This window comes from Reyranella sp. (genome assembly GCF_030651995.1).
In the GTDB taxonomy this organism is placed as follows: Bacteria; Pseudomonadota; Alphaproteobacteria; order Reyranellales; family Reyranellaceae; genus Reyranella.
Map to the genome: position 1 here is coordinate 113,155 of NZ_JAUSBN010000055.1, position 26,961 is coordinate 140,115.

At 67.4% G+C, this 26,961-nt stretch carries 24 protein-coding genes; 7 read left to right on the forward strand and 17 right to left on the reverse strand.

All coding sequences use genetic code 11. From position 1 onward, the window contains the following. Nucleotides 1-74: 74 nt before the first annotated feature. The 4 genes from Q7V45_RS17350 to Q7V45_RS17365 all read left to right on the forward strand — a co-directional run bounded on the left by Q7V45_RS17350 (nt 75) and on the right by Q7V45_RS17365 (nt 6,249). A complete protein-coding gene (locus tag Q7V45_RS17350) occupies nt 75-1,214 on the forward strand; it encodes a CaiB/BaiF CoA-transferase family protein (protein WP_304854275.1) in 1,140 nt (379 codons plus the stop codon). Continuing rightward, on the forward strand, nt 1,211-3,295 hold the full coding sequence (locus Q7V45_RS17355) for a hydantoinase/oxoprolinase family protein (protein WP_304854277.1): 2,085 nt from the start codon (nt 1,211-1,213) through the stop codon (nt 3,293-3,295). The genes Q7V45_RS17350 and Q7V45_RS17355 overlap by 4 nt, the downstream gene beginning before the upstream one ends. Nucleotides 3,296-3,442: 147 nt before the next feature. Then, complete coding sequence (locus Q7V45_RS17360; protein ID WP_304854279.1) at nt 3,443-5,170, forward strand: hydantoinase B/oxoprolinase family protein; 1,728 nt, start codon at nt 3,443-3,445, stop codon at nt 5,168-5,170. A gap of 116 nt (nt 5,171-5,286) precedes the next feature. Beyond that, nucleotides 5,287-6,249, forward strand: a complete 963-nt coding sequence (locus Q7V45_RS17365; protein ID WP_304854281.1) for a tripartite tricarboxylate transporter substrate binding protein — start codon at nt 5,287-5,289, stop codon at nt 6,247-6,249. Between the two features lie 19 nt (nt 6,250-6,268). Here the strand turns inward: Q7V45_RS17365 and Q7V45_RS17370 are convergent, their stop codons facing one another. Beyond that, nucleotides 6,269-6,985: a TIGR02281 family clan AA aspartic protease gene (locus Q7V45_RS17370; protein WP_304854283.1), complete on the reverse strand. Its 717-nt coding sequence runs from the start codon at nt 6,983-6,985 to the stop codon at nt 6,269-6,271. Between the two features lie 262 nt (nt 6,986-7,247). On the opposite strand from Q7V45_RS17370, the gene Q7V45_RS17375 reads away from it, so the two are divergent. After that, a complete protein-coding gene (locus Q7V45_RS17375) occupies nt 7,248-7,610 on the forward strand; it encodes a hypothetical protein (protein WP_304854285.1) in 363 nt (120 codons plus the stop codon). Nucleotides 7,611-7,699: 89 nt separating this feature from the next. On the opposite strand, the gene budA is transcribed toward Q7V45_RS17375, so the two are convergent. Then, nucleotides 7,700-8,536 (reverse strand): acetolactate decarboxylase, encoded by an 837-nt coding sequence (gene budA, locus Q7V45_RS17380; RefSeq protein ID WP_304854287.1) that lies wholly within the window; start codon nt 8,534-8,536, stop codon nt 7,700-7,702. A gap of 89 nt (nt 8,537-8,625) precedes the next feature. Between budA and alsS the strand changes: the two genes are divergently transcribed. Continuing rightward, the gene (alsS, locus tag Q7V45_RS17385; RefSeq protein ID WP_304854289.1) at nt 8,626-10,284 is read left to right on the forward strand and encodes an acetolactate synthase AlsS; all 1,659 of its coding nucleotides are present in this window, start codon (nt 8,626-8,628) and stop codon (nt 10,282-10,284) included. A gap of 25 nt (nt 10,285-10,309) precedes the next feature. Here alsS and Q7V45_RS17390 read toward each other — a convergent pair whose 3' ends face one another. Genes Q7V45_RS17390 through Q7V45_RS17405 form a run of 4 tightly spaced genes read right to left on the reverse strand, consistent with a single transcriptional unit; the run spans nt 10,310 to nt 14,390 of the window. Then, nucleotides 10,310-10,819 (reverse strand): DUF1772 domain-containing protein, encoded by a 510-nt coding sequence (locus Q7V45_RS17390; protein ID WP_304854291.1) that lies wholly within the window; start codon nt 10,817-10,819, stop codon nt 10,310-10,312. Nucleotides 10,820-10,858: 39 nt separating this feature from the next. After that, nucleotides 10,859-12,037, reverse strand: a complete 1,179-nt coding sequence (locus Q7V45_RS17395; protein WP_304854293.1) for a 3-hydroxybenzoate 6-monooxygenase — start codon at nt 12,035-12,037, stop codon at nt 10,859-10,861. After that, nucleotides 12,024-13,238: a CoA transferase gene (locus tag Q7V45_RS17400; protein WP_304854294.1), complete on the reverse strand. Its 1,215-nt coding sequence runs from the start codon at nt 13,236-13,238 to the stop codon at nt 12,024-12,026. Before Q7V45_RS17400 ends, Q7V45_RS17395 begins: the two co-directional genes overlap by 14 nt. Nucleotides 13,239-13,268: 30 nt before the next feature. Then, complete coding sequence (locus tag Q7V45_RS17405; protein WP_304854295.1) at nt 13,269-14,390, reverse strand: NADH:flavin oxidoreductase/NADH oxidase; 1,122 nt, start codon at nt 14,388-14,390, stop codon at nt 13,269-13,271. A gap of 109 nt (nt 14,391-14,499) precedes the next feature. Here Q7V45_RS17405 and Q7V45_RS17410 point away from each other — a divergent pair, with 109 nt between their 5' ends. Continuing rightward, nucleotides 14,500-16,176 carry an amidohydrolase family protein gene (locus Q7V45_RS17410; RefSeq protein ID WP_370692619.1) on the forward strand — a complete coding sequence of 559 codons (1,677 nt, stop codon included), beginning with the start codon at nt 14,500-14,502 and terminating at the stop codon, nt 16,174-16,176. Nucleotides 16,177-16,329: 153 nt separating this feature from the next. On the opposite strand, the gene urtE is transcribed toward Q7V45_RS17410, so the two are convergent. The 11 genes from urtE to ureC form a co-directional block, all read right to left on the reverse strand. After that, nucleotides 16,330-17,025: an urea ABC transporter ATP-binding subunit UrtE gene (gene urtE, locus Q7V45_RS17415; protein ID WP_304854299.1), complete on the reverse strand. Its 696-nt coding sequence runs from the start codon at nt 17,023-17,025 to the stop codon at nt 16,330-16,332. Nucleotides 17,026-17,027: 2 nt separating this feature from the next. Beyond that, entirely contained in the window at nt 17,028-17,789 is a 762-nt protein-coding gene (urtD, locus tag Q7V45_RS17420) for an urea ABC transporter ATP-binding protein UrtD (RefSeq protein WP_370692620.1), read from the reverse strand. Next, nucleotides 17,786-18,904 carry an urea ABC transporter permease subunit UrtC gene (gene urtC / locus Q7V45_RS17425; protein ID WP_304854303.1) on the reverse strand — a complete coding sequence of 373 codons (1,119 nt, stop codon included), beginning with the start codon at nt 18,902-18,904 and terminating at the stop codon, nt 17,786-17,788. The genes urtD and urtC overlap by 4 nt, the downstream gene beginning before the upstream one ends. Further along, entirely contained in the window at nt 18,901-20,514 is a 1,614-nt protein-coding gene (gene urtB / locus Q7V45_RS17430) for an urea ABC transporter permease subunit UrtB (RefSeq protein ID WP_304854305.1), read from the reverse strand. The genes urtC and urtB overlap by 4 nt, the downstream gene beginning before the upstream one ends. A gap of 75 nt (nt 20,515-20,589) precedes the next feature. Continuing rightward, the gene (gene urtA / locus Q7V45_RS17435; RefSeq protein ID WP_304854307.1) at nt 20,590-21,894 is read right to left on the reverse strand and encodes an urea ABC transporter substrate-binding protein; all 1,305 of its coding nucleotides are present in this window, start codon (nt 21,892-21,894) and stop codon (nt 20,590-20,592) included. Between the two features lie 92 nt (nt 21,895-21,986). Beyond that, nucleotides 21,987-22,559 carry a HupE/UreJ family protein gene (locus tag Q7V45_RS17440; protein ID WP_304854309.1) on the reverse strand — a complete coding sequence of 191 codons (573 nt, stop codon included), beginning with the start codon at nt 22,557-22,559 and terminating at the stop codon, nt 21,987-21,989. Between the two features lie 16 nt (nt 22,560-22,575). Then, a complete protein-coding gene (ureG, locus tag Q7V45_RS17445) occupies nt 22,576-23,199 on the reverse strand; it encodes an urease accessory protein UreG (protein WP_304854311.1) in 624 nt (207 codons plus the stop codon). Beyond that, nucleotides 23,196-23,612, reverse strand: coding sequence for a DUF3995 domain-containing protein (locus Q7V45_RS17450; RefSeq protein ID WP_304854313.1), 417 nt, complete (start codon nt 23,610-23,612; stop codon nt 23,196-23,198). The genes ureG and Q7V45_RS17450 overlap by 4 nt, the downstream gene beginning before the upstream one ends. Nucleotides 23,613-23,620: 8 nt before the next feature. After that, complete coding sequence (locus Q7V45_RS17455; RefSeq protein ID WP_304854314.1) at nt 23,621-24,304, reverse strand: urease accessory protein UreF; 684 nt, start codon at nt 24,302-24,304, stop codon at nt 23,621-23,623. Next, entirely contained in the window at nt 24,297-24,785 is a 489-nt protein-coding gene (locus Q7V45_RS17460) for an urease accessory protein UreE (RefSeq protein WP_304854315.1), read from the reverse strand. The genes Q7V45_RS17455 and Q7V45_RS17460 overlap by 8 nt, the downstream gene beginning before the upstream one ends. Nucleotides 24,786-24,907: 122 nt before the next feature. Continuing rightward, complete coding sequence (gene ureC, locus Q7V45_RS17465) at nt 24,908-26,953, reverse strand: urease subunit alpha (protein ID WP_304854316.1); 2,046 nt, start codon at nt 26,951-26,953, stop codon at nt 24,908-24,910. Nucleotides 26,954-26,961 lie beyond the last annotated feature (8 nt).

The window sequence follows — 26,961 nt, forward strand, 5'->3', positions numbered from 1 at the left end:
AGCCTGTGACGGCCGCCGGCGGCTAGGATGCTGGGGACAAACGCATGCCGTCAGGCTCGGGAAGAGGATTGAAAGTGACACTACCGCTTGAGGGAGTTCGCGTCATCGAAGTGGGCCAGGCGCTGGCCGGTCCGCTGGCCGGGGTGATCCTGGCCGACATGGGCGCCGACGTGATCAAGATCGAGAAGCCCGATGGCGGCGACGATGCCCGCATCTGGGGGCCTCCGTTCGGTCCCGACGGCAAGACCTCGCTCTACTTCTACTCGCAGAACCGCAACAAGCGCTCGGTCGTGCTCGACCTCAAGCTCGCCGAAGACGTCGACAAGCTCCACAAGCTCTGCGAGACGGCCGACATCCTGATCCAGAACCTGCGGCCCGGCGTGGTCGACGAGGTCGGCATTGGTCCCGAGACCATGCTCGCGCGCCATCCGCGCCTGATCTACTGCTCGATCTGGGCCTTCGGCTACCAGGGGCCGCTGCGCATGAAGCCGGCCTTCGATCCGCTGCTGCAGGCCTATGGCGGCATGATGAGCGTGACCGGCCGGCCGGAGGATCCGCCGACCTTCTGCGGCGCCTCGATCAACGACAAGGCGACCGGCATGTTCTGCACCATCGGCGCGCTGGCGGCGCTGCGGCTGCGCGACAAGACAGGCAAGGGCTGCCTGGTCGACACCTCCCTGTTCGACTCGGCGGTGCACTGGGTCGAGGGCCAGGTGAACGGCTATCTCGCCAACGGCACGGTCTCCCAGCGGCACGGCACCGGCAGCCCGGTGATCGTGCCCTACCAGACCTTCGACACGGCCGATCATCCGATCTGCCTGGCGCCCGGCAACGACCGGCTGTGGGCGCGCTGCGCCAAGGTGCTGGGTCGCGACGAATGGGCCACCGACCCGAAGTTCGCCAAAAGCGCGCAGCGCGTCGCCCACAAGGCCGAGCTGCTGCCGATGATTGCCGAGGCGCTGAAGGCCAGGCCGCGCGCCGAATGGCTGGAGGCGATGGAAAAGGCCGGCGTGCCCTGTGCCGCCGTGAACGATATCGGCGAGCTGGCGCGCACCGAGCAGATGGAGGCGTCGAAGCTCATCCAGCAACTGCCGGGCGGACCGAAGGTGGTCGGCCTGCCGATCGCGTTCGACCATGTACGGCCGCATTCGGCGCGCTCGGCACCGACACTGGGCGAGCATACGGACGAAGTGCTGGAAAGCCTTCCGAAGTGACGGCCTCGTCCGCCCTCGTCGCCCCCTGGCGCATCGGTGTCGATGTCGGCGGCACCTTCACCGACATGGTGCTGCGCGACGCCGCCGGCGCCGTGCGCATCTTCAAGGCGCCATCGGTGCCGGCCGACCCCAGCGAAGGCGTGCTGGGCGTGCTGCGGCTGGCCGCGCAGCAACTCGACATCACGCTGACCGCACTGCTGCGCGACTGCGCGCTGTTCGTGCACGGCTCGACCGTGGCGACCAACACGATCCTGGAGAAGAAGGGCGCCAGGGTCGGGATGCTGACGACCGAGGGCTTCCGCGATTCGCTGGAGATCCGTCGCGGCATCCGCGAGAACCAGTGGGACCATCGCGCGCCGTTCCCGCAGGTGCTGGTGCCACGCTACCTGCGCCTGCCGGTACGCGGGCGCATCGCTGCCGACGGCACGGAATTGGCGCCACTGAGCGCCGAGGATGTCGATGCCGCCGCCAGGGTCTTCGCCGAGGAGGGCGTGGAGTCGGTCGCGGTCTGCCTGTTCAACTCCTTCCTCGATGGCGCGCACGAACGCGCCGTCGGCGGCCAGCTCGCCAAGGCGTGGAACGGCAAATGGGTCTCGCTGTCGAGCGAGGTCATGCCGACGATGGGCGAATACGAGCGCGGCTCGACCGCCGTCGTGAACGCCTACGTTGCGCCCAAGGTGACGAGCTACCTGCGCGCGCTTGACGAACAGTTGCGCCAGTTCGGCCTGCCGCGTTCGCTGCTGCTGCTGCAGAGCAATGGCGGCGCCGTCTCCGTCGACCAGGTGGCGGCGCGGCCGGTGATGCTGGTCCTGTCCGGCCCGGCGGCCGGCGTCGGCGCCCTCAAGGGCTGCGCCGCGCCGGGCGAGAAGGCAAACCTGATCTCGATGGAGATCGGCGGCACGAGCTGCGACGTGATGGTGATGGCGCGCGGCGACGTGCCCGTCACCGACGAGCTCACCATCGACGGCTACCATCTCACGACCCCTTCGGTGGAGATCCACACGGTCGGCGCGGGCGGTGGCACGATCGCCTGGGTCGACGATGCGGGCCTCCTCCATGCGGGCCCGCAGGGCGCCGGCGCCCGGCCTGGCCCCGCAGCCTATGGGCTGGGCGGCGAAAACCCAACCGTCACCGATGCGCAGCTCGTGCTGGGCCGCCTGCGCCCCGGCCCGCTGGCCGGCGGCGCCGTCACGCTCGACGCCACGCTTGCCCGCAAGGCCATCGAGACCAAGCTCGCCAAGCCGCTCGGCCTCTCGGTCGAGGAGGCCGCGGCCGGTGTCATCCGCCTGCTGGAGCAGAACCTGCTGCATGCCGTCGAGCGGCTCAGCATCGAGCGCGGCCACAATCCCGCGACCTTCACCCTCGTCGCCGCGGGCGGCGCCGGCCCGATGCACGGCACCGCGGTCGCCCGCGCGCTGGGATGCCGCCGCGCCCTGCTGCCGCGCGCCGCCGGCGCCTTCTGCGCCATGGGCATGCTGCAGTCCGACGTGCGTCAGGACTATCTGCAGGTCTTCCTGGCCGATCTCGACAAGGTCGAGACCGCGGCGCTCGAAGCAGGCTTTACCCAGCTCGAAGCGCGTGCCCGCGAGGCGCTAGCGCGTGATGGTTTTGGCGAGGATGAGGTCGCGATCGAGCGCCAGCTCGACCTGCGCTATGACGGCCAGCAATGGCCGGTGCGCGCGCCGCTTTCGGCCTCAGGCTTCGATGCCGCCGCGGCACGAAAAGCCTTCGAGGCCGAGCACCAGCGGCTGTTCGGCCATATCCAACCGGGCGGCCGCATCGACATCACCGCGCTGCGCGTCGTGGGTCGTGGCCGGCTCGACTGGACGCCGCCCGCGGCGCGCTCGCCCCAGACCGCTGCGCCGAAGCCGCTCGAGACCCGCAAGGTCTGGATCGATCCCGCGACCGGCTGGCTCGACGTCCCCATCTACGACGGCGCCGACCTGCGGCCGGGCTGTCGCCTCGACGGCCCCCTGCTGGTCGAGGAACGCACGACGACAGCGTTCGTCGGCCCCCGCGACGTGCTCGAAGTCGACGAGCGCGACGATTTCCTCGTGCATGTCGGCTCCAATGCCGCGTAGCTCTCACCCACACCACCTCATCCTGAGGAGCGCGCCGCAGGCGCGCGTCTCGAAGGATGGGCAACAGGCAAGGTGCTCGTGCCGACCCTTCGAGACGGCCGCTGCGCGGCCTCCTCAGGGTGAGGTAAACGACTGGAGGATCAGCCCGTGAACCTCGATCCCGTCACGCTTGCACTGGTGCAGAACCGGCTCGACCATATCTCGCACCAGATGGGCTGGGTGATGACGCGCACCGCGCGCTCGCCGATCTTCAGCCAGAGCCACGATTTCTCCTGCTTCATCGCCGACGCGCGCGGCACCCTGATCAGCCAGGCCGACGGCATCCCGATCCATACCGGCGGCGGCGGCTTCGCCGTGCGCGCCATCCTGCGCGACTTCAAGGATACCATCGCGCCCGAAGACGTGTTCCTGTTGAACGATCCCTATACGGCGGGCGGCAACCACCTGCCCGACTGGGTGATCACGCGGCCGGTGTTCGTCGGCGGCAAGCTCGTCGCCTTCGCCTGCAACCGCGCCCATCAGGCCGATATCGGCGGCGGTGCGGCCGGCACCTACAATTCCGCCGCGACCGAGATCTTCCACGAAGGCATCCGCCTGCCGGTGCTGAAGCTGATCGAAGCCGGCAAGGTCCGCGACGACCTGTGGCGCCTGCTGATGCTGAACACACGCCTCCCCGAGGCGCTCGACGGCGACCTGCGCGCCATGATCGGCTCGACCCGCATCGGGGCCGAGCGGCTTGCCTTGCTGGTCGAGGAGCTGGGGGTCGACCGTGCCGACGAATTCTTCGAAGGCGTGCTCGACCATGCCGACCGGCGTTTCCAGACCTGCATCGATCGCCTGCAGCAGGGCGTATGGACAGGCGAAGAGCCGGTCGACAACGACTGCTTCGAGCCGATCGATGCGAAGATCGCCGTCACGATCACGGTGAAGGGCCGCAAGCTCGTCGTGGATTTCGCCGGCACCTCGCCGCAGGTGCGCGGCTTCAAGAACAGCTCCGTCGCCAACTCGACCTCGGCGGTGTTCATGGCGCTGGCCTCCTTCTTCGAGCCCGACCTGCCGAAGAACGAGGGCGCTTTCCGCAGCGTCGAGATCCGGCTGCCCGAAGGCACGCTGGTGAATGCGCGCATGCCGGCGCCGATGACCATGAACACGGTGTTCGTGGCGCACGAGATCATCCACGCGATGTGGAAGGCGCTGGCCCAGTCCCTCCCCGAGCGCGCCTCGGCCGGTTGGTCGAAGGCGGTGCATGCCGTCACGGCGGGCTTGCGTGACGACGGCGGGCGCTACGTCATGTACCAGTGGGCCGGCGCGCCGGCCGGCGGCGGTGTCGAGGGCCGCGACGGCTTCCACCTGATCGGTCACCTCATCACCCTGGGCGGACTCACGCTGCCCAACCTCGAGACCTACGAGCAGCTCTACCCGGCGCGCTTCCATCGCCAGGAGCTGCGCTGCGACACCGCGGGCGCAGGGCGCTTCCGTGGCGGCGCCGGCTGCGACTACGAAGTCGAGATCTTCACCCCGGCGGACTACGCCTTTCGCGGCGAGGGCGCCGGGGCGCCGTCGAGCTTCGGCGTCGCGGGCGGCCGGGCCGGCGCCGGGGGCGAGGTGGTGCTCACCCTGAGCGACGGCAGGCGCATCCAGGCGCCGAAATACGGCGTGGAACGCCATGGCCCGGGAACCTACCGCGCGCTGTCGCCCGGCGGGGGCGGCTACGGCGATCCGCGGACTCGCGATCCGGAGCGCGTGCTGCGCGACGTCCGGGACGGACTCGTGAGCATCGAAAGTGCCGGGCGGGACTATGCCGTCGCGATCGACGCGAATGGCCGCAGCATCGATGCCGCACGCACGGCGGAGTTGCGCAAATCCCTGCCCTGAATCTGCCATCTACCGTTCGGCTGGCGGTAGGAGGCATCGCACTCGTGTTGCCGCAACGCGAAGTCCCGACTTAGTTTCCTCCCCGACAACGAAAACAAACAAGGGAAGGACTCCACATGATCCAGCGTCGTAGTTTCGTGGCCGGCACCGCCGCTGCCCTCACCCTGCCCTCGATCGCCTTCGGGCAGAGCGGGCAGATCCGCCTCGTCGTCCCCTACGGTCCCGGCGGTTCGACCGATACGGCCGGCCGAGTCCTGGCCGAGCGCATGGCGGCCGATACCGGCAAGAACATCGTGGTCGAGAACCGGCCGGGCGGTGGCACGATGGTCGGCATGGTGAACGTCGCCAAGAGCAAGCCTGACGGCACCAGCCTGATGATCCTGACCACTACGGCGGCGCTGCAGCCGGCGTTCGACATTCCCATGCAGATAGACCCGCAGAAGGACCTCGCGCCGGTGGCGCAGCTCGCAGACATTCCCTGCGTGCTCGCCGTCAATGCCAACAATCCGGCCAAGACCTTCGCCGAATTCATCGAATGGGTGAAGGCACAGCCGGGCCCCGTGCACTACTCGACCTCCAGCTCCGGCGGCCTGCCGCACCTCTGGGGCGAGGTGATCGCCACGCGCACCAACGGCAAGCTCCAGCATATCCCCTACAAGGCCGCCGCCGAGGCGCTGCGCGACGCGGTCGCGGGCCACGTCCCGGCTTTCGTCGACGTGACCACACCGGTCGACGCGCAGATCCGCGCCGGCACGATGCGCGGCCTGCTGTGCGGCGCCAAGAGCCGCGTCCCCAACATCCCGACCGTGCCGGTGGCGAGCGAACTCGGCATGCCGGAGCTCGAGGCCGCGGTCTATTTCGGCGTGGCAACGACGGCGGGTACGCCGCCCGAGACGATCCAGCAGCTCAACGCCGCCGTGAATGCCGCCCTGAAGGCGGAGGCGGTGCGCGAGAGACTGACGTCGCTCGGCTTCATCCCGACCGGCGGCACGCCGGAAGCCTACGCCAAGCGCCTGGCCGACGAGACCGTGCGCTGGCGCAAGGTGATCAAGGACGCGAAAATCCCGGCGCCGACCTGAGCGGCAGGACACGCGCAACCTAGAACGAGCCGGTGAACTCGAACTCGATCGAGTTCCTCACATTGTCGATCTTCCAGGAGCTGAGGCGGCGCAGGAAGCTCTGCCCCAGCAGGGCCCGGCTGCGCGCCGGGCTCACGGAAGCCATGACATTCTCCATCGTGCGCTCGCCGATCCTGATTGAGCGCAGGCGCACGATACGCTGCTGAAGCCCGCTGCCGTCGGCCAGGGTGAAGCGCCGCTGACCCAGCGAATCGGCTTCGGTGAGCGTGCCGTTGCGCCTCAGCTCCTCGGCGAGTTCCTCCGGGATCTGGACGTTGGCCGCACCGGAATCGACGATGAAGTACGCCATCGACGTGCCGTTCACGGTGGCCGGCAGAACGAACACGCCGCCCATCCTCTGGAACTGCGCGGTCGCCCGCGCCAATGCCGCGTCCGCGAGCGCCTTGGCGCTCGGCCTGCCCGACGCGGGATCGCCGCCGCAGGGTGTCCAGCCGGCCGGCGTGCCGTCGCCCGGCCCGTAGCAGTAGTCCGAAGCCGACAGCAGCTTCGAATAGGTGTCGCGCTGCTCGCAGGCGGCGATCGCTTCGAGGCCGGGCGTGGCGGGCGCACGGCAGGCGGCATTGCTCCTCTGCCACTGCGCGATGAACTGCGCCGCCTCCTGTGGCTGCGCCTGCGGTGCTCCGGCCTCGAAGACCAGCGTCGCGGCAAGCGTTGCCAGGAAGAGTGTCGGTCTCATCGTTTCGTCCCAATCACCACTGCAGTCGGTTGGACACTCCCGCGCTCAACCTGTACGAAGTCTATACCATCGCCCACCAAATGGTCGGCCTGCGATGGCTGAGAGATGTGTGTGCTCCCGCCCACGTACTGAGGCGACCGCATCTGGACCGGCCCGAGTTGCCGGTCTCGTTCTCGAGCTTCCTCGTTCTGTCGAACGCCGGCTGTGCAATCCCGCGCGCGCCGAGCTGACAGGGGCCGCACGGCCCCGGAAGGATATTTCCATGGAAATGCCAAAGAACATCTCCACTCTGATCTGGACCGCCGTCGGTGGCGCCGTGCTCTGTGCGGTCGTCGGATTCACCTGGGGCGGATGGGTCACCGGCGGAACGGCGCGCAAGGAGGCCGCCTCGGCAGTCCGCGACGCCGTCGTCGTTGCCCTGGCGCCGATCTGCGTCGACCGCTTCAGCCGCCAGCCCGACGCGGCGACGAAGATCACCGAACTCAGCAAGGCCAGCACCTGGGACCGTGGCAACGTGATCGCCAAGAGCGGCTTCGCCACGATGCCGGGCGCCAAGGACGCTGATTCCGACGTGGCGCGCGCCTGCGCCGAAATCCTGGCGAACCCGCCGACGCCCAAGACCTGACCGCCAGTTCCGGGCCGGCGGACTTAACCCCGGCCCCGGGACCGGCAGGGCGGAACACGGGACGGAGATCATCCGTCCTGTGTGACGGCCTATCGATCCTTGGCCATCTCGGCCTTCTCGAGCGCGGCGGCCGGATCCTGGGTCAGGTCGGCATGCAGGAATTCGCGCGTCTCGGGGATCGCCAGATGTAGATCGTCGAGGTCCTGCACCTGCACGTCGAGCGAGACCGCCTTGCAGCCCAGCACATGGCCGCCCGCCTTGCGATCCTCGGTCAGGAAATGCAGATGCCAGCCCGCCACGGCAATGGTGCGCGAATAGGCCGGCGACCAGAAGCCGACCATCGTTCCCTTGATATTGCTCTGCCGGAATTCGGCCTGGGCATCGGTCGCCTTGTCGAGATGAACGCCCGCCTCGACCTTGCAGGCGACCCGCCAGTAGACCTCGTCGAACAGGCCGTCGACGCGCACCGCGAAGAACAGATTGTCCGACCGGCGCAACTTGTCGAGTTCACCGGTGAGCGACGACATGGACGTGACGTTCTCGATCTTGCCGCGATGCTGCGGCTGGAAGTTGGTCAGGGTCGCGAAGGGCACGGGCGCCGCGTCAGCAGGTGCAGTGATGCTGCCATCGGCATGGGCCTGATAGAATTTTCCGTCGAGGACGACCATCTCGCCGTCGAGCCCCTCGAACGTGCCGAGCCCGAAATCGCCGTGCGTCCTGAGGCCTCCCACCGTGACCGCTTCGTTGTAGACCCCCTGCACCAACGCGCCCGTGGTCGAGACCTGGAAGAGCGTCGAATGGTCGAGGCCCAGCGCTTCGGACAGCGCCCGAGACACGAAATGGCGCAGGGGTTGGCCGGTCTTCTCGCAGTGCGCCAGAAGCGCATCCATGAGCGATTGATAGACTTCGGTAGTCAGCCTCGGCATTGCGCCATCCTTCCATCGCGGGCGACAAGGGCGGCCCGTCCGGGCATGATCGCCCGGACGCGGCCTGGAATCGAGAGCGGAGCAACACGATGAGCGACCCGAAGAACGGCGCGCACCTGCTGGTGCGTAACCTCGAGGCGCAGGGCGTCGAGTACATATTCGGCATTCCCGGCGCCAAGATCGATCCCGTCTTCGATGCGCTGGTCGACTCGAAGATCAAGCTGGTCGTCTGCCGGCACGAACAGAACGCGACCTTCATTGCGGGCGGCATGGGCCGGCTGACCGGCAAGGCCGGCGTCGTGCTCGTGACCTCCGGCCCCGGCGTCTCCAACCTCGCCACCGGCCTCGCCACCGCCAACACCGAGGGCGATCCCGTGGTGGCGCTGGGTGGCGCCGTACCGGTCGCCGACCGGCTGAAACAGGCCCACCAGAGCATGGACACGGTGGCGCTGCTGCGGCCCATCACCAAGTACGCGGCCGAGATCGATTCGCCATCGGCGATCTCCGAAGCGACCGCCGCCGCGTTCCGTGCCGCCGAATCCGGCCGGCCGGGCACCGCCTTTCTCGGATTGCCCAAGGACGTCATGAAGGCCCCCGCTCCCGGCGCCGTCCTCACCCCAGCAACCGTACCGGCAATGGGCGCCGCCAGCACCGAAGCGATCACCGCCGCCGCCGCCATGATCGAGGCGGCGCAACGGCCAGTGGTGCTGCTCGGCATGCTGGCGAGCCAGGGTCCCGTCGCCCAGGCGGTTCGTGCGCTGCTCGCCCGAACGCGGCTCGCCGTCGCTGGCACCTACCAGGCCGCGGGCGTGGTGCCGCGAGACCGGCTCGACTGTTTCGGCGGACGGGTCGGCCTGTTCCACAACCAGCCGGCCGATCGCCTGCTCGACGAGGCCGACGTCGTGATCACTGTGGGGTTCGATCCCGTAGAGTACGACCCCGCCCTCTGGAATGCCGGACGCAAGCGCAAGCTGATCCACATCGACTGCATCCCGGCGGACTACGATCAATGTTACCGTCCGGACGTCGAGCTGATGGGCAACAGCGCCGCCACCCTGCGCGCCCTGTCAGCGCTGTTGCAGCCGAAGGATCGCCCGACACAAGCGGCGCTGCTGGCCGAGATCCAGCGCGAGCGTGCGACGGTGGCCGCAGAGTCGGCCAAGAGCACCGGCGCCCCGGTCCATCCGCTGCGCCTGGTGCATGAGCTGCAGAAGCTGATCGACGAGGATGTGACCCTCTGCTCCGACATGGGCTCGTTCCACATCTGGATGGCGCGGCATCTGATCAGCCACCGGCCGCGGCAGATCCTGATCAGCAACGGGCAGCAGACGCTGGGCGTCGCACTGCCCTGGGGCATTGCCGCCTGCCTCGCCGAGCCCGGCCGCAAGGTGTTGTCGGTGTCGGGTGATGGCGGATTCCTGTTCTCGGCCGTCGAACTCGAGACGGCCGTGCGCCTCAAGTGCAATTTCGTGCATCTGGTCTGGATCGACGGCAGCTACGACATGGTCGGCATCCAGCAGGTCGCCGCCTATGGCCGCGATTCAGGTGTGCATTTCGGCCCCGTCGACCTGGTGAAGTTTGCCGAATCGATGGGCGCCCAGGGTCTGATGATCAAGCACGCCGATGACGTCGGCCCGACTCTCAGGAAGGCGATGGCGATGGAAGGTCCGGTGCTGGTCGGCGTCCACGTCGACTATCGCGACAATCCGGGCCTGATGGCCGCGATGCACGAGGACGTCATCATCTGACGTCCGTTCCGGTCACGGTCCGCGGTCAGCGCAGACCGTAGGAGCGGCGGCCGGCCGACGTGAGGTCTACCGCCCAGGCGCCGAGCAGGCAGAGGAAGGCCAGGATCGCACCGAGCGAGCGGACGTGGTTCCACGACGCCCACGGAACGGAGAAATCCTTCCAGTAGCTCGCGGCATTGGCATCGGCGCCCGCCACAGTGGCGAGCGTCTCGTTCAACGGCACGTTGACCTGTAGGGTGACACCGATCACGGCGGCGGCGTAGATCAGCGCCGCGAGGGCGGCGAGACGCGCCGCGCCACGATGCCCCGCCGAGCGGGCGCCGAGCGCGGCCAGCAGCGGCAGGATCAGGGCGCCGAAAAAGACGATGGCGAAGAGGGGACTGCGCACGATGGTGTTGATGCCGTGCATCGTATTCACGGCCGACATGGCGCCGCCGAGATCGAGGCCCGGCATGACGATGGTCGAGAAGGAATAGAAGATGCCCGCGTTCAGCGCGGTGCACAGCAAGGCGAGGACGAAGAAGACGTGGCGCATCCCTGAAACTCCGCTGACCCACCCTACGAAGCTGCAGCCCTAGCCGAGGCCGTTGCCGCCGTAAAGCCACTCCAGAGAATCGAGCCATTGATCCTGCGTCCGCGCCCCCATCATCGCGTTGCGCAAGGCCGCGTGCGGCCCGGCCGGATGGTAGACGTGATCGCCCATGGCACGGGACATCAGCTGTGTTCTTGCCGTGCGCAGGACGCGGCGGTCGCGGTAGGTCACCAGACCGCTCTCGACGGAATTGCTGCGGGACAGGGAATCGGCGAGACAGACGGCATCCTCCATCGCCATGCAGCCTCCCTGTGACATGTACTGCAGCATAGGGTGTGCAGCGTCGCCCAGGAGCGCCACCCGCCCATCGACCCAACGGTCGACCGGATCACGGTCGCAGAGAACCCACATGTGCCAGTTTTGGCCACGGCCTATGATGTTCTGTGCCCGTTCGCAGACATGGGCGAAGCCCTTGCGGACCTCTTCCGTATCGACCGGCCTGCCGGCCACGGGCTCGGGCGCGTGGTTGTGATAGGTCACGACGAGGTTGAAGAGCTTCCACCCCGATAGCGGATAGTGGACGATGTGGCACTTCGGCCCGGCCCACAGCGTCGCGGCGTTCCAGCGCAGATCCTCCGGCATCTGGTCGGTCGGAATCACCGAGCGGTAGGTCGTATGGCCCGACACGCGCGGCGACCCGTCGTTGGTCACCTGCGCGCGCACGTTCGACCACAGCCCGTCGGCGCCGATCAGGGCGCGGCCCCTGACCGTCTCGCCGTTGCGCAGCCGGGCGGCGACCGACGTGCCATCCTGGTCGTAGCCGGTGACTTCGGCACTGGTGCGCAGCTCGATCAGGCGATGATCCTCGCACCCCTTCAGCAGTACGCCGTGAAGATCGCCGCGATGCACGACGGCGTAGGGATTGCCGAAGCGGGCACGAAACCTCTCCCCGAGGTCGATGTGGCAGATCTCGCCGTCGGCCAGCGCATCCATCAGCCGCAGCTGGTCGATATAGACCGCCATGCCGCGCGCCGCCTCGCCGACACCGAGCCGGTCGAAGCAATGGAAGGCGTTGGGCCCGAGCTGGATGCCGGCGCCGATCTCGCCCAGTCGGCTCGCTTTCTCCAGCACCTGCGAGGCGATGCCCTTCTGGGCGAGCGCCAGCGCCGTCGCCAGTCCGCCGATGCCGCCGCCGGCGATGAGGATCCTATCGGGGGCCACCGATGACCTTGTCGTCGTGCAACCGGGCGATCTCGTGCCCGGGCAGGCCCAGGATACCGGACAGGATCTCGTCCGTATGCTGGCCGAGGACGGGCGCCGGCTGCGGCAGCTGGCGCGGCACCGCGCCGAACTGCATCGGCGAGGCGGCGACCGGATAGCGGCCGATGCCTGGCTGGTCGAGGATGGTGAACAACGGATTGTCGAGCACGTTCGCCCTGTCGGCGGCCAGCTCCCGGAACGTCTGGTAAGGCGCCCAAAGCGCACCGGCCTTCTTCAGGGCGGCCGAGACTTCCGCTGCATGGTGGGCGGCGACCCACGGCTCGATCACGGCAATGAGCTGCTGGCGGGCGTTCCAGCGGCCGGCATCGCTCTTGAGATCGACACCCGTCTCGACCTCGATCTTCCTGAAGGCGTCCGTGAACCCACCGGCGGCTGCGAGCGCATCGACGTGGCGATCCGAGAAGATGCAGATCATCACGAAGCGGCCATCCTTCGTGCGGAAGTCACGACCGAAGGTGCCGAAGATCTCGTTTCCGAAGCGCGGCCGGTCGACATCGTTCACGACCGCTTCGCCGATGTAACCCAGGGCCGAGGTGGTCGCGAGCGCCATATCCTGCAGCGGCAGCACGATCTTCTGCCCCTGCCCCGTCATCCGGCGATGACGCTCGGCCGCCAGCAGCGACAGGGCGCCGGCATAGGCCGCGGCGAGATCCCAGGGCGGGCAGACCGCATTCACCGGCCCTTCATGGCCGACCGGGCCGGTGACCATGGGAAATCCGGTGATGGCGTTCACGGTGTAGTCGACATGGGCCGAACCGTCGCGCGCACCGATGATGTTGAGGGCGATCAGGTCGGCACGCTTCTTCGCCAGCTCCTCGTAGGCGAGCCAGCCGCGCGCCGGCATGTTGGTGGTGAAGATGCCGGCGCCCTCGCCCGGCGCGGTGATCAGCGCCGTGAGCAGCTCGCGGCCCTTGGGATTGCGCAGGTCGACGGCAATCGAGCGCTTGCCCTTGTTGAGGCCGGCCCAGTAGATCGAGCGGCCATCCCCGGCGACCGGCCAGCGCTCATTGTCGAGACCGCCCTTGATGTCGTCGAAGCGGATCACGTCGGCGCCCATCTGGGCCAGCGTCATGCCCCCCAAGGGCGCGGCGATGAACGCCGAGCCCTCGACGATGCGGAGGCCCGCAAGAATACCTGTCATGTGCGTTTCCCGTTTTTATCGATCTTCTTCTTACTTCCGGCCGAGCGTGTACTCCCGCTTCTCCAGCCACCAGCCGTATTCCGGCGTCCACAGGTCGAAGTCGGGATCGCAGCCCAGCGCCTGGGCGGCGTGGAGCGCCCAGAAGGGCTCGTAGAGCGCTTGGCGGCCGATCGCGATCAGGTCGGCGTCGCCCGACTGCAGGATCGCCTCGGCCTGCGGCCCGTCGAGGATCAGGCCGACGGCCATCGTCGAGATGCCCGCCTGCTTCTTCACAGCCGACGCGAACGGCACCTGGAAGCCGAGGCCGCGCTTGACACCGGCCGCCGTCGCGGCACCAGCGATGCCGCCGGAGGAGCAGTCGATCACGTCGACACCGATCGCCTTCAGCTCCTGTGCGAAAGCCACCGTGTCGTCGACATCCCAGCCGCCACCGCCATCGACGGCGGAGACGCGCACGAACAGCGGCTTGTTCTCCGGCCATGCCTGGCGCACGGCGCGCGCCACATCGAGCGGGAAGCGCATGCGGCCGGCCCGGTCGCCGCCATACTGGTCGTTGCGGGTGTTGCTGATCGGCGAGAGGAACTGCGCCAGCAGGTAGCCGTGCGCACCGTGCACCTCGAGCACGTCATACCCGGCGGCATCGGCGCGCTTCGCAGCGGCCGCGAACTTCTGCACCAGCTCCTCGATCTCGGCCTCGGAGAGGGCGCGCGGCTTCAGCCAGCCTTCGGCCGCCGCGAGGTCGGTCGGGCCGACAACTTCCCACTTCTTCCAGCCGGCGCCTTCCGGTCCGAACTGGCCGCGCTTGTCGAAGGTGCGTGGCGTCGAGCCCTTGCGGCCCGAATGGGTGATCTGCGTCGCCGACAGCACGCCCTCGCCGCGGATGAAGTCGGTCAGCCGCTTATGGCTCGCGATCTGGCTGTCATCCCAAAGTCCAAGATCGCCCTGGGTGACACGACCGCGCGGTTCCACGGCGCAGTTCTCGGTGAATACGGTGCCGAACCTGCCGAGCGCGAACTTGCCGAGATGGACGAGGTGGAAGTCGTTCACCAGCCCGTCCGTCGCGCGGAACTGGACCATGGGCGAGACCACACAGCGATTGGGCGCGGTGACGCCGCGCATCTTGAGCGGCGAGAAGAGAAGCGGTTTCTGCAAAGGTCGGTCCCCCGGACGAGGTGGCTGTTCGAGGATCGAACATAGACCGGGCCGGCCCTCAGGGCCTATCCTTCCTGCCATGTTTGACCTCGTCATCCGAAACGGAACCGTGATCGATGGCTCCGGCGCCCCGCGCCGCGTCGCCGATGTTGCAGTGCAAGGCGGCCGGATCGCCGCCGTTGGTCCCAAGCTGGGCGCCGGCAAACGCGAGTTCGATGCCGAAGGGCTCATCGTGGCCCCGGGCTTCGTCGACATCCACACGCACTATGACGGTCAGGCGACCTGGGATCCGTTCGTCACGCCCTCCTCGTGGCACGGCGTCACCACGACGGTGTTTGGCAATTGTGGCGTCGGCTTCGCGCCGGTGCGGCCCGGCGCTTCCGGCTACCTGATCAACCTGATGGAAGGCGTCGAGGACATTCCCGGCACCGTCCTCAGCGAGGGCGTGAAGTTCAACTGGGAGTCCTTCCCCGACTATCTCGACGCGCTGGCCTCGATGGACCGCGCGGTCGACGTGGCCGCACAGCTCCCTCACGGCGCGCTGCGCTTCTATGTGATGGGCGATCGCGGCGCCGACCATGCCGAGGTGCCGACCGAACGCGAGATCGAGGAGATGGCCCGCCTTACCGAAGAGGCGCTGCATGCCGGCGCCATGGGCTTCACGACCTCGCGCACGACCAAGCACAAGGCGCGCGACGGACGGTTCACGCCCTCGCTCAGCGCCCGCGAGGCCGAGCTGCTGGGCATCGCCCAGGGCATGAAGCGCGCCGGCCGCGGCGTGCTGCAGGTCAATTCGGACTTCGGCCCCGGTGAATTCGAGGCACTCGACGCAGCGGCCAGGCTGGCGGGCCGTCCGCTCTCCTGCCTGCTGGTCCAGGTCGATGCGCAGCCGAAGCTGTGGCGCGAGACGCTCGACCAGATCAATGCCGTGCGCCGCAGCGGCCGCGTGGCCAACGCGCAGGTGGGCTCCCGGCCGATCGGCGTCATCATGGGTCTCGAGACGACGGCGCATCCGTTCGCGGGCCACCGCGCCTGGCTCGACATGCGCAAGCTGTCGCCCGAGGAACGCTACCAGCGCCTCGTCGCCGACGCCGACCTGCGCAAGGCGCTCACCGAGACGCAGCAGGAGCCCAACCCGCGCGCCTTCATGGCCCAGGCGTTCGACCGGATGTTCCCGATCGACGAGCGGCCCGACTACGAGCCCGACGGCAAGGACTCGATCGCAGCGATCGCGGCGCGCACCGGCCGCACGCCGCAGGCGGTGGCGCTCGAGGAAATGATGTCGCGCGGCGGCAAGGGCCTGCTGATGCTGCCGTTCGAGAACTACGCCTATGGCAGCCTCGACGTGGTGCACGAGATGATCACCGACCCCGCGTCGGTGTTGGGGATCGCCGATGGCGGCGCCCATGTCGGCGTGATCTGCGACGCCTCCTCGCCGACGTCGCTGCTGACCCTGTGGGGCCGCGACCGCACGCGCGGACCGAAGCTAGATCTCGAATTCCTGATCGCCAAGCAGACGCGCGGCACGGCCGAGGCCTACGGGCTGATGGACCGTGGCCTGCTGGCGCCCGGCCACAAGGCCGATATCAACGTGATCGACTTCGATGCCCTCACCCTGAAGCGCCCCGAGGTGACCTACGACCTGCCGACCGGCGGCCGCCGCCTGATCCAGCGCGCCTCGGGCTACCGCCACACGTTCAACGCCGGCGTCGAGACACTGCAGAACGACGAGCTGACGGGTGAACGCCCGGGCCGGCTGGTGCGAGGCGCGCAGACGGCGCGCTGATCTCCACAAGAGTAACCCCGTCGTCTCGACCGAAGCCGAGCACAGCGAGGCGGAGTGGAGAGACCTTCTCTCAACGATTTTCCGGCATTTGGTGGAGAGAAGATCTCTCCACTTCGCCCCTTCGGGGCTTCGGTCGAGACGACGAGTTTTTCCCTACACCGTCATGTGCTTGCGCACGGCCTCGACGTCGAAGGTTTCGCGCGTACCCGAGAGCACGACTTCGCCGCGGTCCATGACGGCGAAGTCGTCGGCGAGTTCGTGGGCGAAGTCGAGATACTGTTCGACCAGCACGATCGCCATGTCGCCCCGCTGGCGCAGGTAGACGATGGCGCGGCCGATGTCCTTGATGACCGACGGCTGGATGCCTTCGGTCGGCTCGTCGAGCAGCAGGAGCTTGGGTCGCATGGTGAGCGCCCGGCCAATCGCGAGCTGCTGCTGCTGGCCGCCCGAGAGATCGCCGCCGCGGCGCTTCAGCATCGACTGCAGCACCGGGAAGAGCTCGAACACCTCGTCCGGCACCTTCTTGTGCTCGCGGCTGACCGGCGCAAAGCCGGTCTCGAGATTCTCTTTCACCGTCAGCAGCGGGAAGATCTCGCGGCCCTGCGGGACCAGCGCCACGCCGCGCCGCGCGCGCTCGTAGGGCGGCAGCTTCGAGACTTCCTGGCCGTCGACCTGGATGGTCCCGGAGGCGATCGACTGCATGCCGGAGATGGCGCGCAGCAGGCTGGTCTTGCCGACGCCGTTGCGGCCCAGCAGGCAGGTCACGCGGCCGATCGTGGCCGACAGCGACACGCCGCGCAGCGCCTGGGCGGCGCCGTAGTAGAGATTGACGTTCTGGACTGAAAGCATCGTCATCGCCCGAGATACACTTCGACGACGCGCGGATCGGCGCTCACCTGGTCGAGGGTCCCTTCGGCCAGCATCGAGCCCTCGTGCAGCACCGTCACCTTGACGCCGAGCGCGCGGACGAAGCTCATGTCATGTTCGACCACCACGACCGAGTGCGTCTTGTTGATCTCCCGCAGCACCTGCGCGGTCGTCTCCGTCTCGACGTCGGTCATGCCCGCCACCGGCTCGTCGACCAGCAGCAGCTTGGGATCCTGGGCCAGCAGCATGCCGATCTCCAGCCACTGCTTCTGGCCGTGGCTGAGACGCGCGGCCAGCATGTGCTGCTGCGCTTCCATGCGGATGATCGACAGGATCTCGTCGAGACGCTGGTCCTCCTCCCGGGTCGGCGTGGCGAGCAGCAGCTTGTACCAGCTGCGCAGGCCGGCCAGCGCCAGCAGGAGATTGTCGCGCACCGTGTGGCTCTCGAACACGGTAGGCTTCTGGAATTTCCGGCCGATGCCGAGCGTGGCGATGCTGGCCTCGTCGAGCTTGGTGAGATCGGCCTGGCCGTCGAACACCACTTCGCCGGTGTCGGGCCGCGTCTTGCCGGTGACGACGTCCATCATGGTGGTCTTGCCGGCGCCGTTGGGGCCGATGATCGCGCGCATCTCGCCGGGCTCGATCAGCAGCGACAGGTTGTTCAGGGCCCTGAAGCCGTCGAACGAGACGGTGACCCCGCTCAGGTAGAGAAGCGCGGACGTGCTTCTCATGGTCGGGGCATTCATGCCGGCGCCCTCGCCTTGCGGGCCTGCGACCGGTTCTTCATCTGGCCCCACAGGCCCACGATGCCCTTGGGCAGCAGCAGCGTGACGACGATGAAGAGCGCGCCCAGCGCGAACAGCCAGACCTCCGGCAGGGCGCCGGTCAGCCAGGTCTTGCCGAAGTTCACCAGGACGGCGCCGATGATCGGGCCGACCAGCGTGCCGCGGCCGCCGACGGCCACCCACAGAACGGCCTCGATGGAGTTGCCCGGCGCGAACTCGCCGGGATTGATGATGCCGACCTGCGGCACGTAAAGGGCGCCCGCGACGCCCGCCATCGCGGCCGACAGGACGAAGACGAAGAGCTTGAAGCCCTCGACCCGATAACCGAGGAAGCGCATCCGGCTCTCCGCGTCGCGCACCGCCGTGAGCGCCTTGCCGAAGCGCGAACTGACGACCGCGGCCGAGATGATGAGGCCGAGGGCGAGCGCGACGGCCGAGGCGAAGAACAGCGCGGCACGGGTCTCGCTGGCCTGGACCGAATAGCCGAGGATGTCCTTGAAGTCGGTCAGGCCATTGTTGCCGCCCAGGCCCATGTCGTTGCGGAAGAAGGCCAGCATCAGGGCGAAGGTCATCGCCTGGGTGATGATCGACAGATAGACGCCGGTCACGCGGCTGCGGAAGGCGAACCAACCGAGTGCGAAGGCCAGCACGCTGGGCACCAGCACGACCATGATGGCCGCGAACCAGAAATGGTCGAAGCCGTGCCAGAACCAGGGGAGTTCCTTGTAGTTCAGGAACACCATGAAGTCGGGCAGGATCGGGTTGCCGTAGACGCCGCGGGTGCCGATCTGGCGCATGAGATACATGCCCATGCAGTAGCCGCCCAGCGCGAAGAAGGCACCGTGACCCAGCGAGAGGATGCCGCAAAAACCCCACACCAGATCGACCGCCAGCGCGAGCAGCGCATAGCAGAGATACTTGCCGAAGAGTTGCAGCACCCACGACGGCACGTGTGCCGGGTTCGTCGCGGCCAGGATCAGGTTGGCCAGCGGCAGGGCGATGCCGACGGCCAGAATCAGCAGGACGCAGAGGCGCAGGTTGCGGTCCATGCCCTGCCAGAGAAAGCGCGTGATCATTCGACGGACCGCCCCTTCAGCGCGAACAGGCCGCGGGGGCGTCGCTGGATGAACATGATGATGAAAACCAGAACCAGGATCTTGCCCAGCACGGCACCGGCATAGGGTTCCAGGAACTTGTTCACCACGCCGAGCGTGAGCGCACCGATCAGCGTGCCGAACAGGTTTCCGACGCCGCCGAACACCACCACCATGAAGGAGTCGATGATGTAGCCCTGGCCGAGGTTGGGGCTGACATTGTCGATCTGGCTGAGCGCCACGCCGGCCAGCCCGGCGATGCCCGAGCCCAGGCCGAAGGTCAGCGCATCGACACGCGGCGTGCGGATGCCGACGGCCGAGGCCATCGGGCGATTCTGCGTGACGGCGCGCATGTAGAGGCCGAGCGGCGTCTTGCGCAGGAGCAGGATCAGCGCGACGAAGACGACCAGCGCGAACACCACGATCCAGAGCCGGCCATAGGTGATGTTGAGCTGGCCGAGCTGGAAGGTACCGGACATCCACGACGGCGCCCCGACCTCGCGGTTGGACGAGCCGAAGATCGAGCGTACCGCCTGCTGCAGCACGAGCGACAATCCCCAGGTCGCGAGCAGCGTGTCCAGCGGACGGCCGTAGAGAAAGCGGATGATTGTGCGTTCGATCAGGATGCCGATCGCGCCCGAGACGAGGAAGGCGAGCGGCAGGGCGATCACAAGCGAAACGTCGAACAGGTGCGGCGCCGACGTGCGGATGACTTCCTGGACGACGAAGGTAGTGTAGGCGCCCAGCATGACCATCTCGCCATGCGCCATGTTGATGACGCCCATGGTGCCGAAGGTGATGGCGAGCCCGATGGCGGCCAGCAGCAGCACGGAGCCGAGCGAAATGCCGTACCAGACGTTCTGCACCATCTGCCAGGCGGCCAGCGTCTGCTCGATCGAGTCGGCGCCGGCCGTGGCAGCCGTCTTGACCTCGCCATCAGAGGCGGCGGCGACGGTCTTGAGGATGCCGAGCGAATCGCGGTCACCGCGCTCACGAACCAGGGCGATCGCGGCGAGCTTCTGTGCCGGGGGAGAATCGGCGGTCGCGAGGACGATGGCGGCACGCGCCTCGCTCATGGCGCGCTTGATGCGCGGGTCCTTTTCGGCGGCAAGCGCCTGGTCGAGGGCTGCAAGGGCCGTCGCATCGCGGCGCTTGAAGAGCGCGTCGGCGGCGCTGAGCCGGGTCCTGGCATTGGGGCTCATCAGCGTGAGCGAACCGACCGCAGCTTCGATCGTGCCGCGCAGACGATTGTTGACCCGCACCCTTTCGAGATCGGCTTCGACGGCATTGCCGGCCGGCTTGCCGGACACCGCTTCGGTCAGCGCCAGCCTGTTGCCATCGGTCTTGCCGATGACCACGAGCTTGTCGGACGTGCGGGTATAGAGCTGCCCGGCCCCCAGGGCTTCGAGGATCGGCGCGGCGCGCTCGTCGCCCGACGCAGCCAGCGCGGTGATCGCCGCCTCGCGCTCGCTCAAGCCGCCGGAGGCGAGATTGCCGACAAGGGTGGCGAGGTCGGCAGCGTGGGCCGCTCCGGCCAGTGCCAGCGACGCCAGCACCGAGAGCAGGACCGAGAACGGTCGAATGAATTGCATGTGCTGTGACTTGGCCCGGGAGATGGAAACGGGGCGACCCTGAAGTCGCCCCGTCCGATAAGTCCTGCGCGTCGGCTACTTGGCCGCCTTGCCGATGCACTTGTTGGCAACGGTGTCGAAGTTTCCGCAGTTCACGGGCTTCGTCCAATCGGCCTTCAGGTTCTTGGAGTCGTCGAGGATCGGCGACCACGCGGCACCCGGGACGAGGCCGGGGGTCTTCCACACCACGTCGAACTGGCCATTGCCCTCGATCTCGCCGATCAGCACCGGCTTGGTGATGTGATGGTTCGGCAGCATCTCCGAGATCCCACCCGTCAGGTTCGGGACCTTGATGCCGATGAGCGCGTCGATCACCTTGTCGGGGTCGGTCGTACCGACCTTCTTGACCGCTTCGACCCACATCCTGAAGCCGATCACCGAAGCTTCCATCGGATCGTTGGTCACGCGCTTCGGGTTCTTGGTGAAGGCCTGCCAGGTCTTGATGAACTCCGCGTTGGCGGGATCCTTCACCGACTGGAAGTAGTTCCAGGCCGCGAGATGGCCGACCAGCGGCTTGGTGTCGATGCCGGCAAGCTCTTCCTCACCGACCGAGAAGGCCACGACCGGAATGTCCTTGGCCTTGATGCCCTGGTTGCCGAGCTCCTTGTAGAACGGGACGTTGGCGTCGCCGTTGATCGTCGAGACGACGGCGGTCTTCTTGCCGGCCGAGCCAAACTTCTTGATGTCGGCCACGATCGACTGCCAGTCGGAATGACCGAACGGCGTGTAGTTGATCATGATGTCTTCCTTCGGAACGCCCTTCTGCAGGAGGTACGCTTCGAGGATCTTGTTGGTCGTGCGCGGATAGACGTAGTCGGTGCCGGCCAGGACCCAGCGCTTCACGTCGCCGCCATCCTTGCTCATCAGGTAGTCGACCGCCGGGATCGCCTGCTGGTTCGGGGCGGCGCCGGTGTAGAACACGTTACGCTGGCTCTCCTGGCCCTCGTACTGGACCGGGTAGAACAGGATGCCGTTCAGCTCCTCGAACACCGGCAGCACCGACTTGCGGCTGACCGACGTCCAGCAGCCGAACACCACGGCGACCTTTTCCTTCTGCAGCAGCTCGCGCGCCTTCTCGGCGAACAGCGGCCAGTTCGACGCCGGATCGACCACCACGGGCTCCAGCTTCTTGCCCAGCAGGCCGCCCTTCTTGTTCTGCTCTTCGACCATCATCAGCACGACGTCCTTCAGGGTCGTCTCGCTGATTGCCATCGTGCCCGACAATGAATGAAGGATGCCGACCTTGATCGTATCCCCCGCCTGCGCGAACGCGCTGGTCGCCGCGCTGGCCACCAGGCCGGCGGCGACGAGGCCCGTCCGCATGAGTGTTCCGAATTTCATCCCGCTCTCCTTGATCTTCGACGGTTTCTCCCCGCCAGAAATCAAGGGAAGCGAGAATCGTGCCAAACCAACCGATGCCCTTCGGGAAAGGATTAGTTGGCGATCAGGACGAGGGCACCCCCGGCCATAACCGCGCCCCCCAGGGCGCGCAATCCCAGGTCGCCTACGGCGCGGCGCGCAACCCAGCCGAGTCCCAGGCCGGCGGCGTGCAGCAAAGCCGTCGCGGCAACGAACCCCAGAATGTAGAGGCCCGTCCCGTTCGTGGGTGCCTCGAGAGCGTGGGCGTAGCCGTGAAACACCGCAAAAAGCCCAACCACGGCCATGGCGGCCGCTGACGGAAGCCGCACTGCACCTATGATGAGCGCGCCCAGCACGAGGACTGACGCGACGATTGCCGCCTCCGCGAGAGGCAGTTTAATGCCCGCGAATCCGGCAGCTGCCCCGACAAGCATCATCGCGATGAAGGAAGCCGGCACCAGATAGGCGGCGGCCGGGCGCTTCACCGACAGCAGCGAGGCCCAGACACCGACACCGATCATCGCCAGCAGATGATCGACCCCGGTAAACGGGTGGGCGAAGCCCGACGTCTCGTGTCCTGAGTGGGCCAGCACGGGGCTTGCCACCATAACGAGCAAAACCGCCAGGCGGATCGTTCGAATCGTCATTAAATGCTCCTCTACTCTAGTTCAGCCGCGACGGCAGGCCGCCCTGCCGCACGATGAAGGCCGCGATGTCTTCCAGGCCCTTATTCTCCTTGAGATTGGAGAATATGAAAGGCCGCTGGCCGCGCATCCTGCGCGCGTCCCGGTCCATCACTTCGAGACTGGCCCCGACCAGCGGTGCGAGGTCGATCTTGTTGATCACCAGCAGGTCGGAACGGGTGATGCCGGGCCCGCCCTTGCGCGGGATCTTCTCGCCGGCCGAGACGTCGATCACGTAGATCGTGAGATCGGCCAGCTCGGGCGAGAAGGTGGCGGCGAGGTTGTCACCGCCGGATTCGACGAAGATGACCTCCAGATCCGGCCACTTGCGGACGATGTCGGAGACGGCCGCCAGGTTGATCGAGGCATCCTCGCGGATCGCCGTGTGCGGGCAGCCGCCGGTCTCGACGCCCACGATGCGCTCGGGCGCCAGTGCGCCGGCGCGCGTGAGGAACTCGGCGTCTTCCTTGGTGTAGATGTCGTTGGTGACCACCGCGATGTCGTAGGTGTCGCGCATGCGCTTGCACAGGCGTTCGACGAGCGCCGTCTTGCCGGATCCGACGGGGCCGCCGACCCCCACTCTCAGCGGACCACGAAGACTCATTTGTCCATTTCTCCAGCCACCAGGGCAATGTATCCCACGCCGAGCAACAGGCAGTAAGGCGAATAGTACCGCCGGTTGCGGGTAGCAAACGGTTCAGTCGTGAAATGCGCCTTCCACCGATGACTGAACCCCGCGATTCCACGTGCCACGAAGATGCCGGCAATCATGTAGGTGCCGGCCAGCACGGCCGGTTCGGCGATACGGCCCAGCACGTACCAGGGCCACAGCGCCATCACGGCAAGGACCAGCGCTACGAGGAAGCACTGCCAGGAAGGCGGCATGCGGCGGCGCCCGTCTCCGACGACGCTCCGCGCGAGGGCTTCCTCGCTGGCTTCCGGCCAGTGGCTGCCCAGGCCCCACATCACATGGATCACGGCGATGGCGCCGACACCGATCGTCAGGAGAATAGCCATCAGGGCGGTCATGAGCGGAACAGCCGTGTGTATTGTGTTTCGTGACGGAGCGAACACCAGTCGAGCAGCGGCGTCGCCGTCCCGACCTCGTCCAGGGATTCGACCGCGATGGCGGCCCGGGTCGCATCGTTGACCGAAGCTTCGAGCGCGGCCAGGGCGAGTTGGCCGTCGGTCTGGCCGAGCGGCACGGCGCGCAAGGCCGCGGAGATCAGGTTGGCCGTGAAGGCGTGGAGATAACCCGCCAGCGCCTGTTCGAGCGCAATGCCGTGGACCGCGGCGGCGAGTGCCACGGCGACCGGCAGGGCCAGTTCGCCGTCGAGCCGCCGATGCACCTCGTCGAACGCGGCGTGGGGCCAGGCCGTGCGCGTGATCGACAGAAACGAACCGCCCTGCTGGCGCGATTCCAGCGCCATCTCCGAGGTGCCGCGCCAGGCCGCGGCGCGTTCGGCGATGGCGTCGAACGAGGACCAGTCGGCCTGGTGGGCGGCCCGCCAGCCGGCCGCGAACAACGCCCCATCGACCGCGCCCGTGCCTCGTCGCAGGATGCTGTCGAGCCAGGCCACCAGCGAGACGCGATCCTTGATCAGGCCCTCTTCCACCGCGGTCTCGACGCCGTGGCTGTAGCTGAAGGCGCCGATCGGATAGGCCGGCGACAGCCAGGCAAGCAAGCGGTACAGCGGGTCGCTAGCCATGACGCTCCGCATGCAGTTCACCGTGGCGATGCCCGGTGTCGTGATTGTGCTGGCCGTAGGCGCCACCCTCGGGGTCAAAGGGCGCGCGGACCTTGCGCACCTCGGCACCGAGCCCCTTCAGCATGTCGACGATGACGTGATCGTCGCGGATCAGGATACGATCGCTGTCGATCTGGGTGGGCAGGTGGCGATTGCCGAGATGCCAGGCGAGGCGCGCGAAGGACGCGGCATCGCGGCCGCGCACCTCGACGAGATCCTCGTCGGCGGCCTTCACCTCGACGAAGCCCCCCTCCTCCAGTTTGAGACCGTCGCCGGTGTGCAGCACCACGGGTTCGAGCAGGTCGAGCAGGAAATCAAGTCCGCCGTCCCCCAGCATGCGCAGGCGCCGACGGTAGCGGTCGTCGAACAGCAGGGTGACGGTGTCGATGCGCTCGAACGCCGGCCAGCGACCGGCGCGCACGACCTCGGTGGCGCGCTTCATGGGCATCCTCTCGCGCATCTCGCACCCATTGTCATCCCGAGCGCAGCGAGGGACCTTTGAAACAACAGGAAGGGTCCCTCGCTGCGCTCGGGATGACAATCTTGGAATCGCATGCGCTGTGCCTAGAACAGAAAATACCTTTGCGCCATCGGCAGCGACGTGGCGGGTTCGCAGGTCAGCAGCTCGCCGTCGGCCCGCACCTCGTAGGTCTCGGGATCGACGTCGATCTTCGGGCAGGTCGAATTGTGGATCATGTTCTTCTTGCCGATCTTGCGCGTGCCCTTCACGGGAAGCAGCGGCCGGCTCAGCCCCCACTTCTTGGCGACGCCCTTGGTGATGGAAGCCTGGGAGACGAAAAGCACGGGGCTCATCACCAGGCTGCGGCCGAAGGCGCCGAACATCGGCCGGTAGTGGACGGGCTGCGGCGTCGGGATCGAGGCGTTGGGATCGCCCATCGGGGCGGCGATGATCGAACCGCCGATCAACACCATGTCGGGCTTGGCGCCGAAGAAGGCCGGCGACCACATCACGAGATCGGCACGCTTGCCGACCTCGACCGAGCCGACATGTTTGGCGATACCGTGGGTGATGGCGGGGTTGATCGTGTACTTGGCGACGTAGCGCTTGACGCGGAAATTGTCGTTGTCGCCCTTCTCTTCCTTCAGGCGACCGCGCTGCTTCTTCATCTTGTCGGCGGTCTGCCAGGTGCGGATCACGACCTCGCCGACCCGGCCCATCGCCTGGCTGTCGGACGACATCATGGAGAAGGCGCCGATGTCGTGGAGGATGTCCTCCGCGGCGATGGTCTCCTTGCGGATGCGGCTCTCGGCAAAGGCCACGTCTTCGGGGATGGCAGCGTCGAGATGATGGCAGACCATCAGCATGTCGAGATGCTCGTCCACGGTGTTCACCGTGTAGGGCATGGTCGGATTGGTCGAGCTGGGCAGCACGTTCTTCTCGCCGGCCAACCGGATGATGTCGGGCGCATGGCCGCCGCCCGCGCCTTCCGTATGGAAGGTCGCGATGGTGCGGCCCTTGAAGGCGGCGCGCGTCGTCTCGACGAAGCCCGATTCGTTCAGTGTGTCGGTATGGATCGCCACCTGGACGTCGTAGCGGTCGGCGACGCTGAGGCAGTTGTCGATGGCGGCCGGGGTGGTGCCCCAGTCCTCGTGCAGCTTGAGGCCGCAGGCGCCGCCCTCGATCTGTTCCTTGAGGCCGGCCGGCTTGCTGGTATTGCCCTTGCCGAAGAAGCCGAGATTCATCGGCAGGCCCTCGGCGGCCTGCAGCATGCGGCCCATGTGCCAGGGGCCGGGCGTGACCGTCGTGGCGAGCGTGCCGTGCGCCGGGCCGGTACCGCCCCCCAGCATGGTCGTGACGCCGCTGTAGAGCGCATCGTCGATCTGCTGCGGACAGATGAAATGGATGTGGCAGTCGATGCCGCCCGCAGTGATGATCTTGCCCTCGGCCGCGATCGCCTCGGTGCCGGGTCCGATGATGATGTCGACACCGGGCTGGACGTCGGGATTGCCGGCCTTGCCGATCGCGACGATCACCCCGCCCTTGAGGCCGATATCGGCCTTCACGATGCCCCAGTGATCGACGATCAGGGCATTGGTGATGACCGTGTCGACGGCGCCCTGCGCGCGCGTCCGCTGGCTCTGGCCCATGCCGTCGCGGATCACCTTGCCGCCGCCGAACTTCACTTCCTCGCCGTAGATCGTGTGGTCCTTCTCGACCTCGATGAAGAGGTCGGTGTCGGCCAGTCGGACCTTGTCGCCGACGGTCGGACCGAACATGTGGACATAGGCCGAGCGCGAGATGCGGGTCGGGCCTTCGTTGGACGGCCCGACCTTGGCGACAGGTCCCAGCTTGCCGTGAACCTTGCCCTGGAAACCGTGGCTTTCGCGGCCACCCATATAGGGGGTGAGACGCACGGTGCGCGACTGGCCCGGCTCGAAGCGCACGGCGGTGCCCGCGGCAATGTCGAGCCGCATGCCCCTGGTCCGCTTGCGGTCGAACTTGAGCGCTTCGTTGGTCTCGAAGAAATGATAGTGGCTGCCGACCTGGATGGGCCGGTCGCCGGTGTTTGCGACCTCGACGGTGATCGGGTTGCGGCCCTTGTTGAGTTCGATCTCGCCGTCGCTGGGGAAGATTTCACCCGGGATCATGGCGTCTC